We start from the raw sequence: 18,418 nt of genomic DNA, 5'->3' as shown, positions 1-18,418 counted from the left end.
ATCAAACCTGCTTCTTGGACTGTTCGTAAACGCTGTGCCATGCAGGGAAAGCTTTTCTAAATTGAATCGGTCTAAAGGTTTCTTTGTCCACACAAATATGTGAGGTGGTCCCTGTAATAGCTGTTTGTCCATCAGGTTTTTGTATTTCATAGCCATACACTGTTTTCACGCCGTTATATTCTTCTATCCATGTGTGAACTGTAGCCGTTTCACCGTACAGTAGTGGTTTCTTATATTGAACCTGAAGATCGACAACAGGTGCAAGGACACCGTCTGCCTCTAACTGGGCATAGGAAAAGCCTAATTCTTTAATTAACGCTGTTCTGCCGACTTCCATCCAGATTAAATAGTTGGCATGATACACAATACCCATTTGATCTGTTTCTGCATAACGGACTTCTATTTCTTTTTTAGATACATACACGTTTTCATCGCTCTCCTATCAAAACCTAACGTCTCTGACATTTTACCACATTCCAAATGGTTCTTCTAAAAAGAGGCAATAAAATAAACCAGGAATCCCTGGTTTATTCAGTGTAACCGCTCTTTCTTGCTGCTTCCTCGTCCTTTATTTCAGAACGCATTGCGTCAATACTTGTTCTACGGTTTTCATTTTTTTGCTTGATCATCTGCTTTTCTTCCTCTGTTGAAAGACCCATTGCTGCTTCAGATTCATCAATATTTTCAAGTGTGTTTTCGATCATATCCTGCAGCTTCTCAACATTATCAGAACGATCATCTGGATTGGATTGATATGACTTGTCATTCATCATGCTTACCTCCTATTATTCGCCCTTCGTCTGTATCACATCAGGCTGTTCATTCGATTTATTATGCATCTTTTTGCCTTTATTTCGTTTGTATGCTACAGGTTTTGTCCCTAAATGGTCTGGTGTAAACTGCGCTTGTTTATCATGCTCTCTACCCATCATTCATCCCTCCCTCTTCTTTAGGATGAACGAAAAAGGTCAAAACATAACTTATTTCTGTCTAAATCGCTCTTCCAACTTTTCTTCAAGCTGGTTTAAAAATTCCTCATTGCTTAATAATTCTTTTTTATTTTCAAGCACAAGTTCTTCAAATGTACGGCGCTTTCTTCTTCTCATGTCTATCACCACCTCCACTCTGTTCATACCATTTTCGCCAAAACATTTAGAAAATAAGCAAAAAGAGCTGAATCATTATAGATCCAGCTCTTTTTCAATTTCTTTTTTTGTGAGCATTTGATGCTTTACAGTCAGGATACGCCCTTTTTCATCTAGTATGTATGTCGTCGGATAGGAAAGTACCTGATATCTCGCTTGAATACCTTTTTGATCTAATAAAACAGGAAAACTGACCTTAAGTTCATCAATAAATGAGGCGACGTGATCCACACTCTTTTCAGTGTTCGTCAAATTCACCGCTAGTACCTCAACTTGCTCATTTTCACTTCTAATTGCGTCTAGATCTGGCATTTCTGTTCGGCAAGGCTTACACCATGTCGCCCAAAAATTGAGGAGTACTTTTTTCCCTCGATAATCAGATAACGATGCCGTTTTGCCATCAAGGGTTTTGAGCTCAAAATCAGGGGCTTTGTCCCCTGTTTCAAGACCGATGGATGGCTCTTTTGGTCCGAATACATTCCATGCAAGTAAACCAATCAACACAAGTAAAACAGCGCTTGCCATTCCTTTTTTCCACATGATTGATCCTCCACTATGTTAAAAAAGAAGAGAAAGCTGTCTAAGCGCCTTCTCTTCTTTGCTTTATTAGTTGCTTGCCAATTTTTCACGCAATACCATTTGAAGGATACCACCATGACGGTAGTAGTCAATTTCGACTTCACTGTCAAAGCGAACAATTACTTCAAATGTTTTCTCGTTGCCATCTGTATCAATTGCTTTTACAGTGATAAGATCACGCGGACGAACTGTTTCATCAACATCTACTTCGAATGTTTCTGTTCCTGTTAGTCCATAAGTTTCTGCACTTTCTCCATCTTTAAACTGTAAAGGAAGTACACCCATGAAGACAAGGTTACTTCTGTGGATACGCTCAAAGCTTTCCGCTAGAACGAATTTAATTCCAAGAAGATTTGTTCCTTTTGCAGCCCAGTCACGAGAAGAACCCATTCCGTAATCTTTACCTGCTAAGATCGCAAGACCAGTTCCATCTTCTTTATAACGCATGCATGCATCATAAATCGATGTCACTTCACCAGTTGGCCAGTACGTTGTATACCCGCCTTCTGTTCCTGGTGCGATTTGGTTCTTAATACGGATGTTTGCAAAAGTACCTCTCATCATAACATGGTGGTTACCACGGCGAGATCCGTATGAGTTAAAGTCTCTAGGCGATACGCCTCTTTCTTGCAAGTATTTACCCGCAGGTGTGTCTTTACCAATCGCTCCAGCAGGAGAAATATGGTCTGTTGTGACAGAATCACCGAACTTCGCCACTACGCGCAATCCTTTAAGTGGTTCAACTTTACCAGGTTCAACTGATAAGTTTTCAAAAAATGGCGGGTTATCAATGTATGTGGAATTTTCATCCCATTTATACAATGCATCGTCCGTCGTTTTAATTTCATTCCAGCGGTTATTGTTGTCAAAAACAGTTTCATACTCTGAACGGAATAGCTCAGGTGTGACAGTGCTTTTCACGACGCTGTTGATTTCATCCATTGATGGCCAAATGTCATTGAAATAAACGTTCTCGCCATTTTTATCGACACCGATCGGATCTTTTGTTAAATCAATATTCACCGTACCAGCAAGTGCATAAGCCACAACTAATGGTGGAGATGCAAGGTAGTTTCCTTTTACAAGCGGATGGATACGACCTTCGAAGTTACGGTTACCTGATAAAACAGAAGTGATCAGCAGATCATTTTCAGAGACAGCATCTTCAATTTCTTTTTCAAGCGGTCCTGAGTTTCCGATACATGTTGTACAGCCATACCCAACAATGTTAAATCCGAGGTCTCTTAAATATGGAAGAAGTCCCGAATTCACAAGGTACCCTGTTACAACTTTAGAACCCGGTGCTAGTGACGTTTTCACGTAGTTTGGCACCTTCATACCGAGCTCACTTGCTTTTTTCGCAACAAGACCTGCTCCGATTAAGACGTATGGGTTCGATGTATTCGTACAGCTCGTAATCGCTGCAATCGCAATCGCACCTGTCTTCATCACAGCTTTTTCACCATTTGCTAGATCAAATTCGATTTGTTTGTCTAGCTCTGATTTTTCTAAGCCAAAACCTTGGTTACCAGCTGGGCTTTCGATGTGTTTATGGAACGTCTCTTTCATTTGAGAAAGTGGAATCAAATCTTGTGGACGTTTAGGACCAGATAAGTTTGATTCAATTTGAGAAAGATCAATTTCCACAACATCAGTAAAGATTGGCTCTTCTGCATCCGGCGTATAGAATAAGCCATTTGCGCGAGAATATTCTTCAACGATATTAATTTGCTCTTCATCACGTCCAGTAAGGCGAAGGTAAGCTAGCGCTTCTTCATCTACTGGGAAGAATCCGCAAGTTGCACCGTATTCTGGCGCCATGTTCGCAATTGTTGCACGATCTGCTAACGGCAATTGTGCAACACCAGGTCCGAAGAACTCGACGAACTTGTTAACTACGCCTTTTTCACGAAGAACTTGTGTCACTTTTAATGCAAGGTCAGTTGCAGTTGTTCCGTTTGGAAGCTCTCCAACTAATTTAGCACCAATAACTTCTGGTACTGGGAAGTATGAAGGCTGACCGAGCATACCAGCTTCTGCTTCGATACCGCCAACGCCCCATCCGAGTACACCGATACCGTTAATCATTGTTGTATGTGAGTCAGTACCAACTAATGTATCTGGGTAAGTGATGATCTCGCCATCTTCTTCGATTGCATGAACAACACTTGCAAGATACTCTAAGTTCACTTGGTGAACGATCCCTGTTGCAGGCGGAACAGCTTGATAATTGTTAAACGCTTTCTTTGCCCAGCTAAGGAAATTATAACGCTCTGCGTTACGTTCGAATTCTAAATCCATGTTAATGTTTAATGCATCTTCAGTTCCAGCTTTATCGACTTGTACAGAGTGGTCAATGACTAGGTCAACTGGAATTTCAGGGTTGATTTTATCTGGGTCTCCGCCCACATCTGCCATTGCTTTTCTTAAAGAAGCAAGGTCAACGACAGCTGGCACACCCGTGAAGTCTTGTAAAATAACACGAGAAGGTTTAAATGGAACATCAATTTCTTTTACCTCGGCAGTTCCCCATTTTGCCAAGTTCTCAACGTGTTCCTTCTTGATCACTCTACCGTCTACTTGGCGAAGCACTGATTCTAACAGTACCTTAATGGAATAAGGCAATTTAGAAACATTTCCGATTCCTTGTTTCTCGAGTGCTTCTAACGAATAATAGTGATACGTTTTCCCATTTGTCGAAAACGTTTTTCTAGATTGAAAAGCGTCTTGTTTAGCGACTTGCTGCTGTTTCGACATGTCCAAAATCCCCCTTTTGATGATCAAGATCAATTTCAATTCTCAGAAAAATCGTCGTATTTCACCACAATTTTCTCACAATTTCATCTTAAAACAAATTCATACATAAGTAAATAACAATGCTTTTATTAAATTCAATAAGTTTAGCTTATCACAAGGAAATGATTACTCTTCATAAACTGAGCAGCACGGGTTCATACTAATGCTGAGGTGATAGAACATGACAAAAAGAAAAGCAAATCATGTAATTGAAGGCATGAACGCAGCCAAAAGCCAAGGAAATGGTGCAGGCTATATAGAAAATGATCAGCTCGTTTTAACAGAAGAACAAAAGCAAAATAATAAAAAGCGTAAAAAAAACCAATAAGAAAGGAGTGAGTAATGATGACGAACAAAAACACCGGGAAAGACATACGTCAAAACTCTCCTAAAGAGCATCAAGGCGGGCAGCCTGAGCCACTATCAGGCAGTAAAAAAGTGAAAAACCGCAACCATACAAGACAAAAGCACAATTCACATCATGATATGTAAACATTTTCTCTTAAGCCCGTGACCAAACGGGATGTTTTAGGTCTTTCACACATTTCAGCTTTCATCATATGATTTATTATGAGATGTGATGGAGGAGTGTTTATGGAGAATGAAAAGCAAGTGAATTCCTCTGATTTTCTTGAAATAGATGATTGGCTGAGTGTATTAATCGATGATCCTTTTGCATGGTATGACGAACAGCTCCCAATCGATCTTTACGAAACGAGCCGTGATTATATTATTGAGATCGACCTCTCCACCCTATCGATCACTGATTTAAAACTGACCTTTTCCGGATGTGAGCTCATCCTCGCTTATTTGATTGATGAAAGAGAACAGCCGATTGAAAAAAGTGTCATGCTCCCTTTTTATTTGAATGACAAAGACATTGATACAGATTACGAAAACAGAATCATATCAATCAAAATCAAAAAGGATGCCCATCGTCAAGACGGAGCATTTTCCTTTCAAATGCCACACTTCAAACATTAAGAGCCCGCCTGTATACAGGCGGGCTCTCTTCCGTTCGTTTCAAGTCAATACCTTGTGCGAACCACCATGGCCAAATAGTAGAGTCGCTATACAATAATGTATTCCATTTCTACTAAATGGTTTGGGTCATTCTAGTAAATGGGCGCCTCTTGATCAAAAAAGGCATTTATAGAGAAAAAACACATACATTTTTGTTATTTTCTTCTACCTTCTCTTCATGTAAAATAGAATAGAGAGAAGGGATATAGGGAGTGAGAACATGTTAAGCGGCTGGTTTTTGTGGTTCATTTTATTTTGGGGTACAGTGATGATTGGATTACTAGCGATCGGTGGCTTTTTTATGTTTCGCAAGTTTTTAAAACGATTGCCGAAAGAAGACGGGAAATCAGAGCTTGATTGGCAGGATGAATATATTCAAAAGAGCCTGCACCTATGGCGTGATGAAGACAAACAGCTATTAAATGAGCTAGTTTTACCGGTTCCAGAGTTGTTTAGAGATGTCGCCAAAGAAAAAATCGCCGGTAAAATTGGCGAGCTGGCACTTAAAGAACAAGCGGCCAGCATTAATTTAGACTTAATCATTCGTGGCTATATTATCGCTACACCGAAGCGGGATCATAAATTTCTACTAAAGCGCCTTCAAGAAAAAAAGATCGACCATTCACCATATGAATCTTTATTAAAATAACCTCCTTTTAAAAAGGAGGTTTAATTTATTTGGGCCTGCTGCAGATCTAATTGTTTAGACATCTTTCTAAACGACAAATACATCGCAACCCGCCAAGGGACAATCATGCCAAAGGCTAGAATCCAAAACATCCCGCTAAGCGCACCATAATCAATGGAAGAACTTAAAATCGTCTTCATTCCGATACGAAGAACAAGAAGCCCAATGAGAATAAACACAAATGCTTTTGAACGCTTCAAATAGATTTCATTGCCTCTAATTTCAAATTTCGATGTTTTAATTAAAAAGATAGAGAAAAACATCCCTACAGTAATCGCCTCTAAAAATTCAGCTCCAGTTACTTGAAACATTGGCACAAAAAACATCAGTGCACCAGTGCTCATAAAGATAGGAGGTAAAATAATTTTTTTCGCGGTTGCAGGTTTTGCAGATGATTTAATGCGAATAAACATGACGGCTACCGCCATACATACCGCCACTATAGAAGAAATTATGATCATCATATCAAATCATTCCTTTATTCTTTAAGGTCAGCCTATGTATAATATACTCCAATTGACGAAAAAAAACCATTCGCCGCGACTGTAGAAAACGATTTCAAAAACCAGTAAATCCTCCAAATAATGATGAGAACATAATAATGATCCACGTCAGAAGATCAAAGAACAGCAAGATTCCTACCACGATCATAATAATCCCGCCAGTTTTCATAATGAGCTGCTGGCGCTTTCTGATCCAAGCCATTTTTGTGATGAAAAAGGAAAGAACAAAAAATGGGATAGCAAAACCTAATACATACGCAATCATGTAGGTCACAGCGGACTCTGGCTTGTTGCTGGCAAGTGTGATGACGGCTGATAAAATCGGGCCGGTACATGGTGTCCAACCAGCAGCAAAACCCATTCCGATGAGAATCGATCCAAAAAAACCGGCTGGACGATTCTTAAACTGCAACCTCTTTTCTCCCATTAAAAAAGAAGGCTGAAATACACCAAGAATCATAAAGCCAAAGAAAATAATGAGAATGGCACCAATTTGACGAATCGCATCTTGATATTCAATGAAAAACTTCCCAACAAACGATGTCCCAAATCCAATGGCAATAAAAATGAGAGAGAATCCAATTAAAAAGAATAATGTATGAAGAAGACTTCTCCTTCTCAGCATCACCTTCTCAGATTTCACTTCATCTATACTAACGCCCGTAATATAGGATAAAAAGGCTGGATAAAGTGGCAGACAGCACGGTGAGATAAAAGAAAGAAACCCTGCTCCAAACGCTAAAAAGTAATTCAAATCTGACAAAAGAACACCCCCTTCTTACAATATACAATAAGAGATGACAAATTCATTTCATTTTTTTTACATCATCTCAATAAAGATGGTCTAATCTCTTAAAACCTTATATAATTTAATTTGACATCAAGATACCAAACCCTTTAAATTTGAAAATAAACCTTAAAATGGATATAATAGAACCGATTCTTTTTATCAAGATTTGCATGAAAGGAACATGACTTTGGTAAAAACATCATTATTAACTCAAATTGAAGAAAAAAGAGAAGAGTTGATGAAAGTTGTCTTGCATAATGGGATGACATCAACAGTGACCATCGAACATAGCCAGCAGCTAGATCATCTCCTCTTACAATATCAACGACACTTACACTCAAACTCAGCCAACTAATGATATCTCAAGATAGAAACAAATGCCGCACGATTTTAGAAAAGTTGATATGTGTGACAATAAAAGAAACGAAAACCTCTGCTCACAGGGGTTTTTTGTTTTGTCTTTAACGGACGGTTCACGGCAAAATAAAAACCACTTTCCCTGCTTTATTCATGCAAGTACAGTGGTTTTATGCGTCTGATGAAGGTGACTTCAATAAAGAAAGGACATCGCTTGTCCAATCTTTAGGGACCATGTTCCATCTATGATCATAATAACGTACGTATTATTTCGCTTGGTTGTTCATGGCTTTCATCATTTGATTGATTTTCTTTTGGGACGGTTTCATGCCCATTTGCATCATCATCATTCGAAGCATTTGTTCATTAATTGGTGGATTCTTTTTCAAGTAGCTCATCATATACTTACGAGCAATAAAGAATCCGAGTGCAACTCCTGCAAGCAGTGCAACAACGCCTACAAGGATGACAACCCATAAATCCATAATTCTTCCTCCTTCATGTTGTCTCGTATAAAGTGTACTAAACAAAAGGCTATTATACAACATTTCACGTTCAATTTTATTTTTTTAAACAAAATTCCTCACTTTTACCGGATTGAGCCAACCATGCTTCTTTGATCCAAAGTCCATAGCTAGGAAACAAGGACTAATTTTTCTGAGTACTTCAAAAAACACCGCTTCTGCCTCATAACTGCCTGTGGCAGACATTTGAATGTAACGGTCTTTTATAATGAATGCGGCTGTGCCTTTTCCATCTGGCAGCGATGCACTGTATATTGAGCCTATTTGTGTATAGTGAATGTTGGTTAAATTGTTCATTAAACGCTGGTGCATATGAAAAGCAGGGATACGTTTCGTTACATAATCCACTTGCTTAACAAGCATGACTAATTCGTCATCACTGCGGTTCGTCCAGTGTAACGATTCAAACAAATGAAACAAAATAGATTCTCTACCAAAATAATGATGAGCAAACTCATCCTCAATCCAATAAATATAATAATGGCGTTCCATGTCTATCCCTTCCTTTCACATTTCGTCAATCTCGCTTATTGCTTGTATTATACAAAAATGTGAAAGAAAGAATTGTCTATATATGAAGCAAGAAGAAACTAGTTTTGTCAAAAAAACAAGAAAAAAGAAAAAAGTTTGCAGAGCATAGTGAAAAGCTCTGCAAACCGACTGCAAAAAAGCATGATGCTTGGAGACTGATTATTTATTTAGCTTTGCCTTTACGCGGCTCACCACGTTGCTGACAGTGAAACCGTATTTTTCAATAATGGTTTCGCCTGGTGCAGAAGCGCCAAATTTATCAATCGCAATCACATCGCCATCAAGGCCAGTGTAACGTTCCCAGCCAAGTGAAGCACCCATTTCGATTGCAACACGTGCTCTCACTGCTTTAGGAAGAACGGACTCTTTGTATTCGTCTGACTGCTCATCAAAGCGATCCCATGCAGGTAAGCTCACGACAGAAACGCGAATGCCTTCTTTTTCAAGTGCTTTTTGCGCTTCAATGGCTAAACCTACTTCAGATCCTGAAGCAAGTAGAAGAGCTTCTGGCTGTGCATCAGCTGCTTCAACGACGACATATCCACCTTTTTCTACGCCTTCATACGCCTTCTCTGGTGCTTGATCAATCGTTGGAAGGTTTTGACGAGTAAGAACAAGCGCTGTCGGTTTATTCGTTGAAGATACAGCAATTTTCCATGCTGCAGCTGTTTCGTTTCCATCAGCTGGACGAATCACAGAAAGGTTAGGCATCGCACGTAATGAAGCGAGCTGTTCAACTGGCTCATGCGTTGGTCCATCTTCCCCAACCGCAATGCTGTCATGCGTAAATACATAAGTGACAGGAAGTCCCATTAATGCAGCAAGACGAATGGCAGGTCTTAAGTAGTCAGAGAAAACAAAGAATGTTCCGCCGAATACACGAAGTCCGCCGTGAAGTGCCATACCGTTTAATGCTGCACCCATTGCGAATTCTCTCACACCAAACCAAATGTTTCTGCCAGCGTAATTCTCTCTGCCAAAGTCAGTTGTATCTTTGATTGTTGTTTTATTTGATCCAGCAAGGTCAGCAGACCCGCCAATAAAGAATGGTACTTGTTTTGCAATGCCATTTAATACTTCTCCAGAAGAAGCACGAGAGGCAAGGCTTGAACCTGCTTCATAAACAGGAACCTCTTGATCCCAATTCTCAGGAAGTTTTCCTTCAATCGCAAGCTTCAGCTGAGCTGCTAGTTCTGGATATTCTTTTTCATATTGCTCAAACAGTTCATTCCACGCTGCTTCTTTTTTCTGTCCAGCGTCTTTAACAGCTGTTTTGAAATGATCGTACACTTCAGAAGGTACATGGAAATCTTCTTCAAACGTCCAAGAATAAGCTTCCTTCGTTAGCTTCGCTTCCTCACTGCCAAGCGGTGCACCGTGCACCCCAGACGTTCCCGCGCGGTTTGGAGATCCGAAACCGATTGTCGTCTTCACTTCAATAAGTGTAGGTTTGTCTGTACTTTGTTTGGCTTTTTCAATAGCAGCCGTCACTTCATCAATGTTATTGCCGTCTTTTACATAAAGAACTTCCCAATTCATCGCTTCAAAACGATTCTTCACATTTTCAGAGAAAGAACGATCGAGGTCGCCATCTAAAGAAATGTCGTTTGAATCATAAAGAACAATTAAACGGCCTAAGCCTAAATGACCAGCAAGTGAAGCAGCTTCAGAGGAAATGCCCTCCATTAAGTCTCCATCTCCGCAAATGCTGTATGTATAGTGATCCACAACATTAAAGTGATCTTTGTTATACGTTTCTGCAAGATGTCTTTCTGCAAGTGCCATTCCAACAGCCATCGCAATCCCTTGTCCTAAAGGACCTGTTGTCGCATCTACACCCTCTGTATGTCCAAACTCAGGATGTCCAGGTGTTTTGCTTCCCCATTGGCGGAATTGTTTTAAATCTTCGATGCTCAGATTGTATCCGCTTAAATGAAGCATGCTATATAAAAGCATAGAGCCATGTCCCGCAGATAACACAAAACGGTCTCTGTTAAACCAATTTGGATTTTGCGGACTTACGTTTAAGTGATTCGTCCATAAAGCGTATGCCATTGGTGCAGCGCCCATCGGCATTCCAGGGTGACCGGAATTCGCTTTTTCAATTGCGTCTATGGAGAGAGTACGTATTGTTGCAATAGATTTCAATTCAATCGTTTCCATATAAATCCCCTTCCGTATCTTGTGTACACCATTATCATAAATCTACTGTCCTTTTTTCACAACTATTTCACGCCGAAAAAGAAGGATTTTGTCACATTTAGTTTATCGATCACCTAAAAACTTATGCAAATATGAAAAAAGATGAGAATATTCCTCCCATCTTTTCAAAAATCAAGAAATGATGACCTTTAATGAAGATTCTGGTCTCTTTCTCTTTTTAATTTTTCTGGTGTGACATCGTTTCCTTCTGGATCGACGATTTTCACGGTTTTGAGTGTATTTTTCATAGAAGAACGAAAAGCCTTTAAATATTCCTCTCTTAATTGCTTCTGTTCTGTTTTCTCAGCGTCCGACAAACCGGCCTCTTTCGACTTTTTTGAAAGCTCATTGATTCTTGCAAGCTGTTCTTTAGAAATCATGACAAACTCCTTTAAAACATTTTCTCTACATACTACTAAATATCAGTCATTTTTACAACAAATCACGCTTTAAGTCGCAAGCCCTTTTTCATATTCTTGGTACCTTCTATGGACGGTTGCTTTTGAAATGTCAAAACCAAGTGCCTGCAATGTCACTGCAATTTCAGCGAATGTCATGTTGTTTTTTCTTAATCGAACAATTTCAGAAATCGGTACTTCAATACGTTCGCGGCCGGGCGCCTGTTCTTGGTGTTTTAAATTTAGTTCGGGTTGATACCCTCGCTCAACAGCTTTTTTCATCCCACGCTTAATTTTTAAATTATGAATTTTCCGCTGATACTCTTCTACAACGCCTACAATTTCAATGACCATTTCATCTGCTTCTGAAAGCTCAAGCTCTCCTCTATGAAATACGCTGTACACCTTGACTTTTTCTTTAAACAGACAATGAAGAAGAGCGATTTTCGCCTGCCCTCTTCCAAGGCGTGTCTCATCTTGAATGAGAACAGCATCGATTTCTTCCTCTTTCAGCGCAGCCAGCATGTCAAAAACACCGTCACGATCAAGATCGTAACCACTCGCTTTTTCTTTAATCACTTTGACTACATTCATCTTGTGCGCTGCAGCTAAAGCAAGCAGTTCTTCTTCTTGTCTTTTAAGCGAGGTTTCTTGCTCTTCTTTGGCAGTACTTACTCTCGCATAAATGATTGCATTCATGTCTTCAATCGACCTTTCTACTGTACTGTTGCAAGTTGATATACGACTGGATGCTCTTTTTTAACTGGAATCACAAGGATATCTCCCGGCTGGATGTCAGTTGAAGCGAGATCATTGTGTTCAGTTACCCAGTCAATAAAAGCATTTTTATCGATTGATTTACTGTCGTTTACTTGATCAGCTAATCCCCAAAGAGTATCACCTGATTGAACCTCTATTTTAACATATTGATTTGGATCATTATGGCTAGTGACTGCAATAAGTGAGAGAAATATGCCAACGATGAATGAGAATAGCCCAATAAAAATAATAGATTCCTTTAACCTCATAATGTCATCTCTCCTAATAGAATGTGTGTTCGTTCTTTCTGACACTCATTATAAATACGAACAAACGTTTCTGTCAAACGTTTTTTTCGAACCTATGTTTGTACTGTTAGGAAAAACATGCTATAATTTCTTTAAAATTGACGTTTTGAGGTGCAAAAGATGACGAAGCTATCAAAAAGACAACTCGATATCCTGAAATTCATAAAAGAAGAAGTAAAAAGCAAGGGTTACCCCCCATCCGTTCGTGAAATTGGCGAAGCTGTCGGTCTAGCATCAAGTTCAACTGTCCATGGACATTTAGCTAGACTAGAAACGAAAGGTTTAATTAGAAGAGACCCGACGAAACCTAGAGCGATCGAAGTACTAGATGAAGAGGAAATGAATATTCCAAAGAGCGCTGTAATGAATGTTCCAGTCATCGGAAAAGTCACAGCAGGCTTGCCTATCACGGCTGTTGAGAATGTAGAAGAATATTTCCCACTTCCAGAAACTTTTGCAGCGCCAGATGAACAAGTATTTATGCTTGAAATTATGGGAGAAAGTATGATTGATGCAGGTATTTTGGACAAAGACTACGTCATTGTGCGTCAGCAAAGCACTGCCAACAATGGAGATATTGTGGTGGCTATGACAGAAGAAGATGAAGCAACAGTGAAACGTTTTTATAAGGAAGATACACACTTTAGATTACAGCCCGAGAATCCATCAATGGAACCGATTATTTTACAGAATGTGAGTATACTAGGTAAAGTGATTGGCGTATTTAGAAATATTCATTAAAAAAAGCCGGTATTTCATCAATTGCTGATGAGAGCCGGCTTTTTCTTTTATGAACAAGAATATGCAAGAATACTGGAGCTTGGGAACGAGCCAAATGTAAAGTTCGGCCATATAAAACCCGTTGTACGGCCAAAAGGCTGCGAGGAAAGAACATACATGAGAAATACTTGACCGTTTCTAAGGAACACAATGGTCCACCTTCTATTACATCCAGCTGCAAATTGAACCGTTTGCTGGCTTCCGCCTACACTCTGCCCTGCAATGAGCGGCTGCATACTTTGAGGCTGAGAAACTGCTTGTTGATATTGCGAGATGATATGCTGCGGCGGGGCTGGCGGGACCGACTGTCCTCCTGCACCTTGCCCTTGCCCAGTCCCTCCGAATGGCAAGCCGGGAAATCCTCCAACTTGAGAAATAGGAAACGCTGGCATGCTTTGTACCTGCCGATCGTACAAGTATCCATTCCACGTACCTTCATATGGATTATACATACTAAACACCACTTTCTTAGACATTCATCACGACAGTATATGTCATACATAAAAAAAGAGTGTTGAGGAGACAAATAGAAATCTTTCCAAAAGACGTTTTATTCTCCTTTAGAACGGTTAAATACTAATGAGGAAGAAAAAAATAAAAAAATGAAAACTTTTTGTCTCCCTCAAACGTTATATAGATAGAAAGAAAAGAAATAAAAAACATTTAGATTTAATACTTGTAATATCTATGTAACTATTGTAACATTTGTAACATAAGAAGTTTTCATTGAGAAAAGGAGGCAATCGCCTTGAAAAAATTATTTGTTTTATTAACCGCTATTATGCTTATGATCTCATTACAAACAACAACACTGGCCGCTTCCAAAAAATCAGCCGCTTTGACAAATAAAGAAGCGTTACATATTGCCCTTGATGCAAGAGAACACTTTTGGAGTGCGATGTCAGGCTACAACATTAAAGAGCATTCAGATTACAAATTAAAATCATTTACTTATAAAGACATGACTTACAACTACCTGTCTAAAACATTTGACACAAAGAAAAAACTAAACAGCTATCTATCTCAAGTTTTCACAAAAGATGCCATTACTCACGGTTTAAAAGACTATCAGTTCATCGTTCATAAAGGAAAAATGGCTGTGCCAGTTGGTGACGGAGACAATATGCTTAATTGGGATAAGGCAACACCTAAACTCGTCTCTAAGAAAAGTACAATCCGCACATACGAATTCACAGTTCCAACACTTGATGGACGCAAAGTAAAACGTACTGTCACTTTCGAGAAAGTACAAAACGAGTGGAAAGTAACAAAAATTGACGCTGTGATCTAAATAAAAACCAGGCCGTTCACTAGGCCTGGTTTTTATATGGATGAAAATTCAGTCATACGATCTAAAGCGTGAGCAAGTGATGAAGCCGTTTGAAATTCATTAAAAGGAAGTCCAAGCTGTACAGCCGTTTGAGCAATTTCTGGTCTAATGCCTGAAATGGTCGTATCAACCCCAATTAATCGAAGTGACGTGACAAGATCAAAGATTTGATGTGCTACCATCGTATCAATGATGACGACACCTGATAAATCAATACATAAATGTTGAACACCTTTTTGCGAACACTGTTTTAATGTATTTTCTAAGATAATCTTTGCTCGCGCAGTGTCAATATCTCCAACTAAAGGCAATAAGGCAACATGACTTTTTAACACAATGACTGGGGAACTCAGCTCATAAATCATGTCTCTTTGTGCAACGAGTTTTTTGGTGGTATTTTTCACATATTGCTGAATAAAGACATGAATTGAAATGTTAAATGCCTCAGATATCAAATCATACCAATAAAATATTCGGTCAATGTCAATATCACCTTGATGCTGTTTTATAAACTCTTTTAAGTAATGAAGAACCACTCTTTGATTGGACATATATTCTCTCACGACGTAATCTAATGGTGTGTTCAAGTGCTTCGGATCACTTGCTAAGTCTTCAGACCATTTTTTAAATTTCGTATGTAAATACGTCTTGTCTTCAATAAGTGCGCGGATAAAATGCTGATAATAATCTTGATTTTGCCGTTTTAGCTCTGCTATGATGCTGGAATCTGTTGAACGATAAATGGATTCTGGATCATCATCCTCAATTGATTCATACCATGTTTCAGTCAGTTTCTCTGCATGTTGCATGAAAAAATCGTATAATGCACGGTTCTTTTCCATAAGCATATGTCCCTTCACATTTTCTACTTGTCAGTCTTTGTACCTGATGGATTAATTGTACCACTGAATCTTTTGTACCTGCTAGCTCGAATACGCTCCTGTTGAACAAAAAAAGCCCCCCTCAAGGAGCCTCTTGTCTATGTTTATTTGACAATAAATAAAATTCGTTTCCCGTCAGGATACCCGCTGATTTGATGCCCGACCCATGAACCAGCGCCTCTATTATCTGATGGACTGACATATTGAACGCTCGCCCCCTTTCCTCCTTCAAGACACACTGCCATCGGCCATTCATCCCGGTCAAAACCAGGTTTTGTGGGAATTCCTTTTAATGATTCTTGCCTGCGGGCATCTGCCCCATTTCGGTCAATGGTACACACATCTGAGTGCCCTTTTCGAATAGCTTCTTGAATATGACTGCCTGTTTCAGGATACCGTTCCTTAGGAAATTGAATCACATGATCATAACGATCTGCCCCTTTTGCGGAACGATCCTCTCCAAAACCACCTAATAACGCACCCATCCAAATGACAAAACAAAGAACGACAGCAGCGATCCAGCCTTTTCTCATCTTCAAAAGCTCGTGACCTCCTCATACTTTTGATGAAATGATGTTGACTTGAAGGAAATGAGTCATTTTTAATGTATGAGTGGCTGCGTGATGACATGTGAAAAACATGAGCTGAATCTGCCTAGCAAAAGATTCATAAGAAAAAGCGAATGATTTCTTCATCATTCGCCTTGTTCTACTTAAGATATTTCATCTACTCTATATAATATTTCATTTTGCGAAGACATCTCGGACGGCATCCCTTCTTCAGCTGATGAGGATTGTTTATATTCTTCTGATGAGATGACTGTACCATGTGATTTAATCCAGCTCACCAATTTGCTGTTAGCTGATGACTGATTGTCTGGTAATAAAAAGTATTTCACCTTTCCTTGTTGAATAAGTGCTTTTAATTTATTGACAGTCAAAATAGGATCTGTCCCATTAAAACCGCCTAAGGCCATGACATTCTCATCTTCATCAATAATATATGGCGCTGCGGTAACAGTCGTAAGCGTTGCAAATAAATACGTTTCTCCTGTTTGATGCGCCTTTAAATAAGTGAGTAAGCCTTGATCGACACTAGATGTAAACATGTTCCCTCCTCGTGAACTAGCCAGCTGTACACCTGCCTCTGGAAGAACAGCATTTCCACCATAGATGATTGGGGTGGCGGACCAAAAACCTGGAATCAGTAACAGCGTTGTCAAAGCGGTGATGAGCAGTCGTTTCATGATCAATTGTTTTTCTCTGTACATCAGCAATAGGATAGCGATAATCATCCCTGCAATCGCAATGGCATACATCCAAATACTACTGATTTGAGTCGTATAGTTACTCAAAATATACCCTTGGAAGATGGCTGTAACAGCGATTGCTGCTGGAAGCAAATACGCAGATACTCCTTTGTTGGCCTTAAATAAATCTCCCATCTTCTTAGCTCCTATGCCGCATAGTGCTGCAATAGGCGGGGCAAGCATAATGAGATAGTAATGGTGAAAGAAACCCGCAATACTAAAGAATCCGGCAGCAGGAATCAGCCATGCTGTCCAAAACATCGTTTGTTTCCATTCATTTAATTGAGCTTTTCTCTCCTTCCACCAGCTGATGATCATCCCTAAAAGTCCAAACAAAGCAAACGGCAGCATCCAGCTGATTTGACCTGACAATGCAGATTGAAATAAACGAAATATACCGGGATTCCCAGTGCCATACATATTCATGCTTTGTTGACCTACAGCACTTCCAGGCGGAGAACCACCACCTGGACCATGTTGAGGTGGCATCATTTGATTTTGGGATGGCGGCGGCTGATTTCTGTTTGACTGATCCTCTGACGAATCGCCTAATCCAGAATTGTTTGGCATCACCATACCTGCTTGCTGGTTCATGTCACCAAAGGATTTCCCTGTCGTCTGACCAAGCAGCCGTTCCGTGCCGTTATACCCAAAGGCAAGTTCTAACACTGAATTTGTTTGACTGCTTCCCACATAAGGGCGCTCACTTTCAGCTGTCATATCTACAGCAACTGCCCATGATAGAGATAAGCAGGCTAATACAACGATCGAGCATAAGAGAGAGAAAATTTTCTTTTTTAACGGTACGCGAGCAGCAATAAAATAGTAGAAAATAAATGCTGGAACGACCATAAACGCTTGCAGCATCTTCATATTAAATCCTACCGCTACCAAAGCGAAGGCCATAAGAAGCCAGCGCATCTTCCCGCTTTTTACAGCACGCATCAAGAAATACGTACCCGCAAGTAATGTGAAGACGAGCATACTGTCTATATTGTTTGTTCTGCTCACAGCTGCGGCAATTGGTGTGAGAGCCATAACGGCCGCTGACACCCTTGCAGCACCTTGACCGAAAGCCGGTTTTATCATGAGATAAAGAAGAAGAACAGATCCCACTCCAGCAAGTGCCTGCGGCAATATCACACTCCATGTATGAAAGCCAAAAATAAGTGCACTGATGGTTTGAATCCAAAAAACGACGGGTGGTTTATCAATTGATACGAATCCAGCTGCATCAAATGAGGCATAAAAAAAGTGATGGAAGCTTTTGGACATACTTTTGACTGCAGCTAAATAATATTGATTGGCACTGTCATTCTGCCAAATTTGATAAGTGTAGAGAAAAGCTGCAATCAATAAAATCAACAACAATATCATATCTATTTTTTTATTTTTCACTCATATCTCTTCTTTCTTTTTCATTTATTTCATTCAGCATAGCTTTTAAATATGAAATAGTGATGAACAAAAAAAGAAACTTTTCTGCAATTGACGATAAAAAAAGCCTGTGCCCTG

General features: G+C 39.6%; 25 protein-coding genes. 7 read left to right on the top strand and 18 right to left on the bottom strand.

The genetic code is table 11. The features are described 5' to 3' along the window. Position 1: 1 nt before the first annotated feature. The 6 genes from ACTJKA_RS14505 to acnA all read right to left on the bottom strand — a co-directional run bounded on the left by ACTJKA_RS14505 (position 2) and on the right by acnA (position 4,481). Positions 2-424 (bottom strand): acyl-CoA thioesterase, encoded by a 423-nt coding sequence (locus ACTJKA_RS14505; RefSeq protein ID WP_008343800.1) that lies wholly within the window; start codon positions 422-424, stop codon positions 2-4. 103 nt (positions 425-527) lie between these two features. Continuing rightward, positions 528-770: a small acid-soluble spore protein Tlp gene (tlp, locus tag ACTJKA_RS14500; protein ID WP_017359579.1), complete on the bottom strand. Its 243-nt coding sequence runs from the start codon at positions 768-770 to the stop codon at positions 528-530. 15 nt (positions 771-785) lie between these two features. Beyond that, positions 786-929, bottom strand: coding sequence for an acid-soluble spore protein N (locus ACTJKA_RS14495; RefSeq protein WP_008357830.1), 144 nt, complete (start codon positions 927-929; stop codon positions 786-788). 51 nt (positions 930-980) lie between these two features. Further along, positions 981-1,106, bottom strand: a complete 126-nt coding sequence (locus ACTJKA_RS14490) for an FbpB family small basic protein (RefSeq protein ID WP_003211002.1) — start codon at positions 1,104-1,106, stop codon at positions 981-983. Positions 1,107-1,181: 75 nt separating this feature from the next. Beyond that, complete coding sequence (locus tag ACTJKA_RS14485; RefSeq protein ID WP_144740958.1) at positions 1,182-1,685, bottom strand: TlpA family protein disulfide reductase; 504 nt, start codon at positions 1,683-1,685, stop codon at positions 1,182-1,184. Positions 1,686-1,751: 66 nt separating this feature from the next. After that, positions 1,752-4,481: an aconitate hydratase AcnA gene (gene acnA, locus ACTJKA_RS14480; RefSeq protein ID WP_440607814.1), complete on the bottom strand. Its 2,730-nt coding sequence runs from the start codon at positions 4,479-4,481 to the stop codon at positions 1,752-1,754. A gap of 220 nt (positions 4,482-4,701) precedes the next feature. On the opposite strand from acnA, the gene sspO reads away from it, so the two are divergent. From sspO to ACTJKA_RS14460, 4 genes are all read left to right on the top strand, one after another. Beyond that, on the top strand, positions 4,702-4,848 hold the full coding sequence (sspO, locus tag ACTJKA_RS14475; RefSeq protein WP_008343809.1) for a small acid-soluble spore protein O: 147 nt from the start codon (positions 4,702-4,704) through the stop codon (positions 4,846-4,848). 17 nt (positions 4,849-4,865) lie between these two features. Beyond that, entirely contained in the window at positions 4,866-5,012 is a 147-nt protein-coding gene (locus ACTJKA_RS14470; protein ID WP_003211331.1) for a small acid-soluble spore protein P, read from the top strand. A 102-nt stretch (positions 5,013-5,114) separates the two neighbouring features. Next, complete coding sequence (locus tag ACTJKA_RS14465; RefSeq protein WP_057079487.1) at positions 5,115-5,504, top strand: Hsp20/alpha crystallin family protein; 390 nt, start codon at positions 5,115-5,117, stop codon at positions 5,502-5,504. Between the two features lie 259 nt (positions 5,505-5,763). Further along, positions 5,764-6,192 carry a DUF2621 domain-containing protein gene (locus tag ACTJKA_RS14460; RefSeq protein ID WP_007499335.1) on the top strand — a complete coding sequence of 143 codons (429 nt, stop codon included), beginning with the start codon at positions 5,764-5,766 and terminating at the stop codon, positions 6,190-6,192. A gap of 20 nt (positions 6,193-6,212) precedes the next feature. Here ACTJKA_RS14460 and ACTJKA_RS14455 read toward each other — a convergent pair whose 3' ends face one another. Together ACTJKA_RS14455 and ACTJKA_RS14450 are read right to left on the bottom strand one after the other, a co-directional pair. Next, positions 6,213-6,695, bottom strand: coding sequence for a CcdC family protein (locus ACTJKA_RS14455; RefSeq protein WP_007499337.1), 483 nt, complete (start codon positions 6,693-6,695; stop codon positions 6,213-6,215). 94 nt (positions 6,696-6,789) lie between these two features. Continuing rightward, positions 6,790-7,497 carry a cytochrome c biogenesis CcdA family protein gene (locus ACTJKA_RS14450; protein ID WP_008343813.1) on the bottom strand — a complete coding sequence of 236 codons (708 nt, stop codon included), beginning with the start codon at positions 7,495-7,497 and terminating at the stop codon, positions 6,790-6,792. A gap of 208 nt (positions 7,498-7,705) precedes the next feature. Between ACTJKA_RS14450 and ACTJKA_RS14445 the strand changes: the two genes are divergently transcribed. Then, on the top strand, positions 7,706-7,879 hold the full coding sequence (locus ACTJKA_RS14445) for an aspartyl-phosphate phosphatase Spo0E family protein (protein WP_369810454.1): 174 nt from the start codon (positions 7,706-7,708) through the stop codon (positions 7,877-7,879). 268 nt (positions 7,880-8,147) lie between these two features. Here the strand turns inward: ACTJKA_RS14445 and ACTJKA_RS14440 are convergent, their stop codons facing one another. The 6 genes from ACTJKA_RS14440 to yneA form a co-directional block, all read right to left on the bottom strand. Further along, positions 8,148-8,366: a YneF family protein gene (locus ACTJKA_RS14440; RefSeq protein ID WP_003212379.1), complete on the bottom strand. Its 219-nt coding sequence runs from the start codon at positions 8,364-8,366 to the stop codon at positions 8,148-8,150. A gap of 84 nt (positions 8,367-8,450) precedes the next feature. Further along, complete coding sequence (sirA, locus tag ACTJKA_RS14435) at positions 8,451-8,897, bottom strand: sporulation inhibitor of replication protein SirA (RefSeq protein WP_007499339.1); 447 nt, start codon at positions 8,895-8,897, stop codon at positions 8,451-8,453. A gap of 198 nt (positions 8,898-9,095) precedes the next feature. After that, entirely contained in the window at positions 9,096-11,099 is a 2,004-nt protein-coding gene (tkt, locus tag ACTJKA_RS14430; protein ID WP_047946227.1) for a transketolase, read from the bottom strand. 188 nt (positions 11,100-11,287) lie between these two features. After that, the gene (locus ACTJKA_RS14425) at positions 11,288-11,518 is read right to left on the bottom strand and encodes a DUF896 domain-containing protein (RefSeq protein ID WP_008343816.1); all 231 of its coding nucleotides are present in this window, start codon (positions 11,516-11,518) and stop codon (positions 11,288-11,290) included. A gap of 69 nt (positions 11,519-11,587) precedes the next feature. After that, positions 11,588-12,235 carry a YneB family resolvase-like protein gene (locus ACTJKA_RS14420; RefSeq protein WP_017359583.1) on the bottom strand — a complete coding sequence of 216 codons (648 nt, stop codon included), beginning with the start codon at positions 12,233-12,235 and terminating at the stop codon, positions 11,588-11,590. A gap of 17 nt (positions 12,236-12,252) precedes the next feature. Then, positions 12,253-12,564 carry a cell division suppressor protein YneA gene (yneA, locus tag ACTJKA_RS14415; RefSeq protein WP_007499348.1) on the bottom strand — a complete coding sequence of 104 codons (312 nt, stop codon included), beginning with the start codon at positions 12,562-12,564 and terminating at the stop codon, positions 12,253-12,255. 159 nt (positions 12,565-12,723) lie between these two features. On the opposite strand from yneA, the gene lexA reads away from it, so the two are divergent. Continuing rightward, positions 12,724-13,344 (top strand): transcriptional repressor LexA, encoded by a 621-nt coding sequence (lexA, locus tag ACTJKA_RS14410; RefSeq protein ID WP_007499350.1) that lies wholly within the window; start codon positions 12,724-12,726, stop codon positions 13,342-13,344. Between the two features lie 47 nt (positions 13,345-13,391). On the opposite strand, the gene ACTJKA_RS14405 is transcribed toward lexA, so the two are convergent. Then, a complete protein-coding gene (locus ACTJKA_RS14405; RefSeq protein WP_008343821.1) occupies positions 13,392-13,835 on the bottom strand; it encodes a hypothetical protein in 444 nt (147 codons plus the stop codon). Positions 13,836-14,131: 296 nt separating this feature from the next. Here ACTJKA_RS14405 and ACTJKA_RS14400 point away from each other — a divergent pair, with 296 nt between their 5' ends. Next, complete coding sequence (locus ACTJKA_RS14400) at positions 14,132-14,674, top strand: IseA DL-endopeptidase inhibitor family protein (RefSeq protein WP_017359584.1); 543 nt, start codon at positions 14,132-14,134, stop codon at positions 14,672-14,674. Between the two features lie 32 nt (positions 14,675-14,706). Here the strand turns inward: ACTJKA_RS14400 and ACTJKA_RS14395 are convergent, their stop codons facing one another. The 3 genes from ACTJKA_RS14395 to ACTJKA_RS14385 all read right to left on the bottom strand — a co-directional run bounded on the left by ACTJKA_RS14395 (position 14,707) and on the right by ACTJKA_RS14385 (position 18,301). Continuing rightward, entirely contained in the window at positions 14,707-15,555 is an 849-nt protein-coding gene (locus ACTJKA_RS14395; protein WP_017359585.1) for an STAS domain-containing protein, read from the bottom strand. A gap of 143 nt (positions 15,556-15,698) precedes the next feature. Then, positions 15,699-16,079, bottom strand: coding sequence for a NucA/NucB deoxyribonuclease domain-containing protein (locus tag ACTJKA_RS14390; RefSeq protein ID WP_224559893.1), 381 nt, complete (start codon positions 16,077-16,079; stop codon positions 15,699-15,701). A gap of 227 nt (positions 16,080-16,306) precedes the next feature. Further along, entirely contained in the window at positions 16,307-18,301 is a 1,995-nt protein-coding gene (locus ACTJKA_RS14385) for a glycosyltransferase family 39 protein (protein WP_440607813.1), read from the bottom strand. Between the last annotated feature and the right edge of the window lie 117 nt (positions 18,302-18,418).

It is taken from the genome of Bacillus sp. 22190, assembly GCF_052045575.1.
Taxonomy (GTDB): domain Bacteria; phylum Bacillota; class Bacilli; order Bacillales; family Bacillaceae; genus Bacillus; species Bacillus altitudinis.
This window is presented reverse-complemented; position numbering and strand designations above follow the sequence as displayed.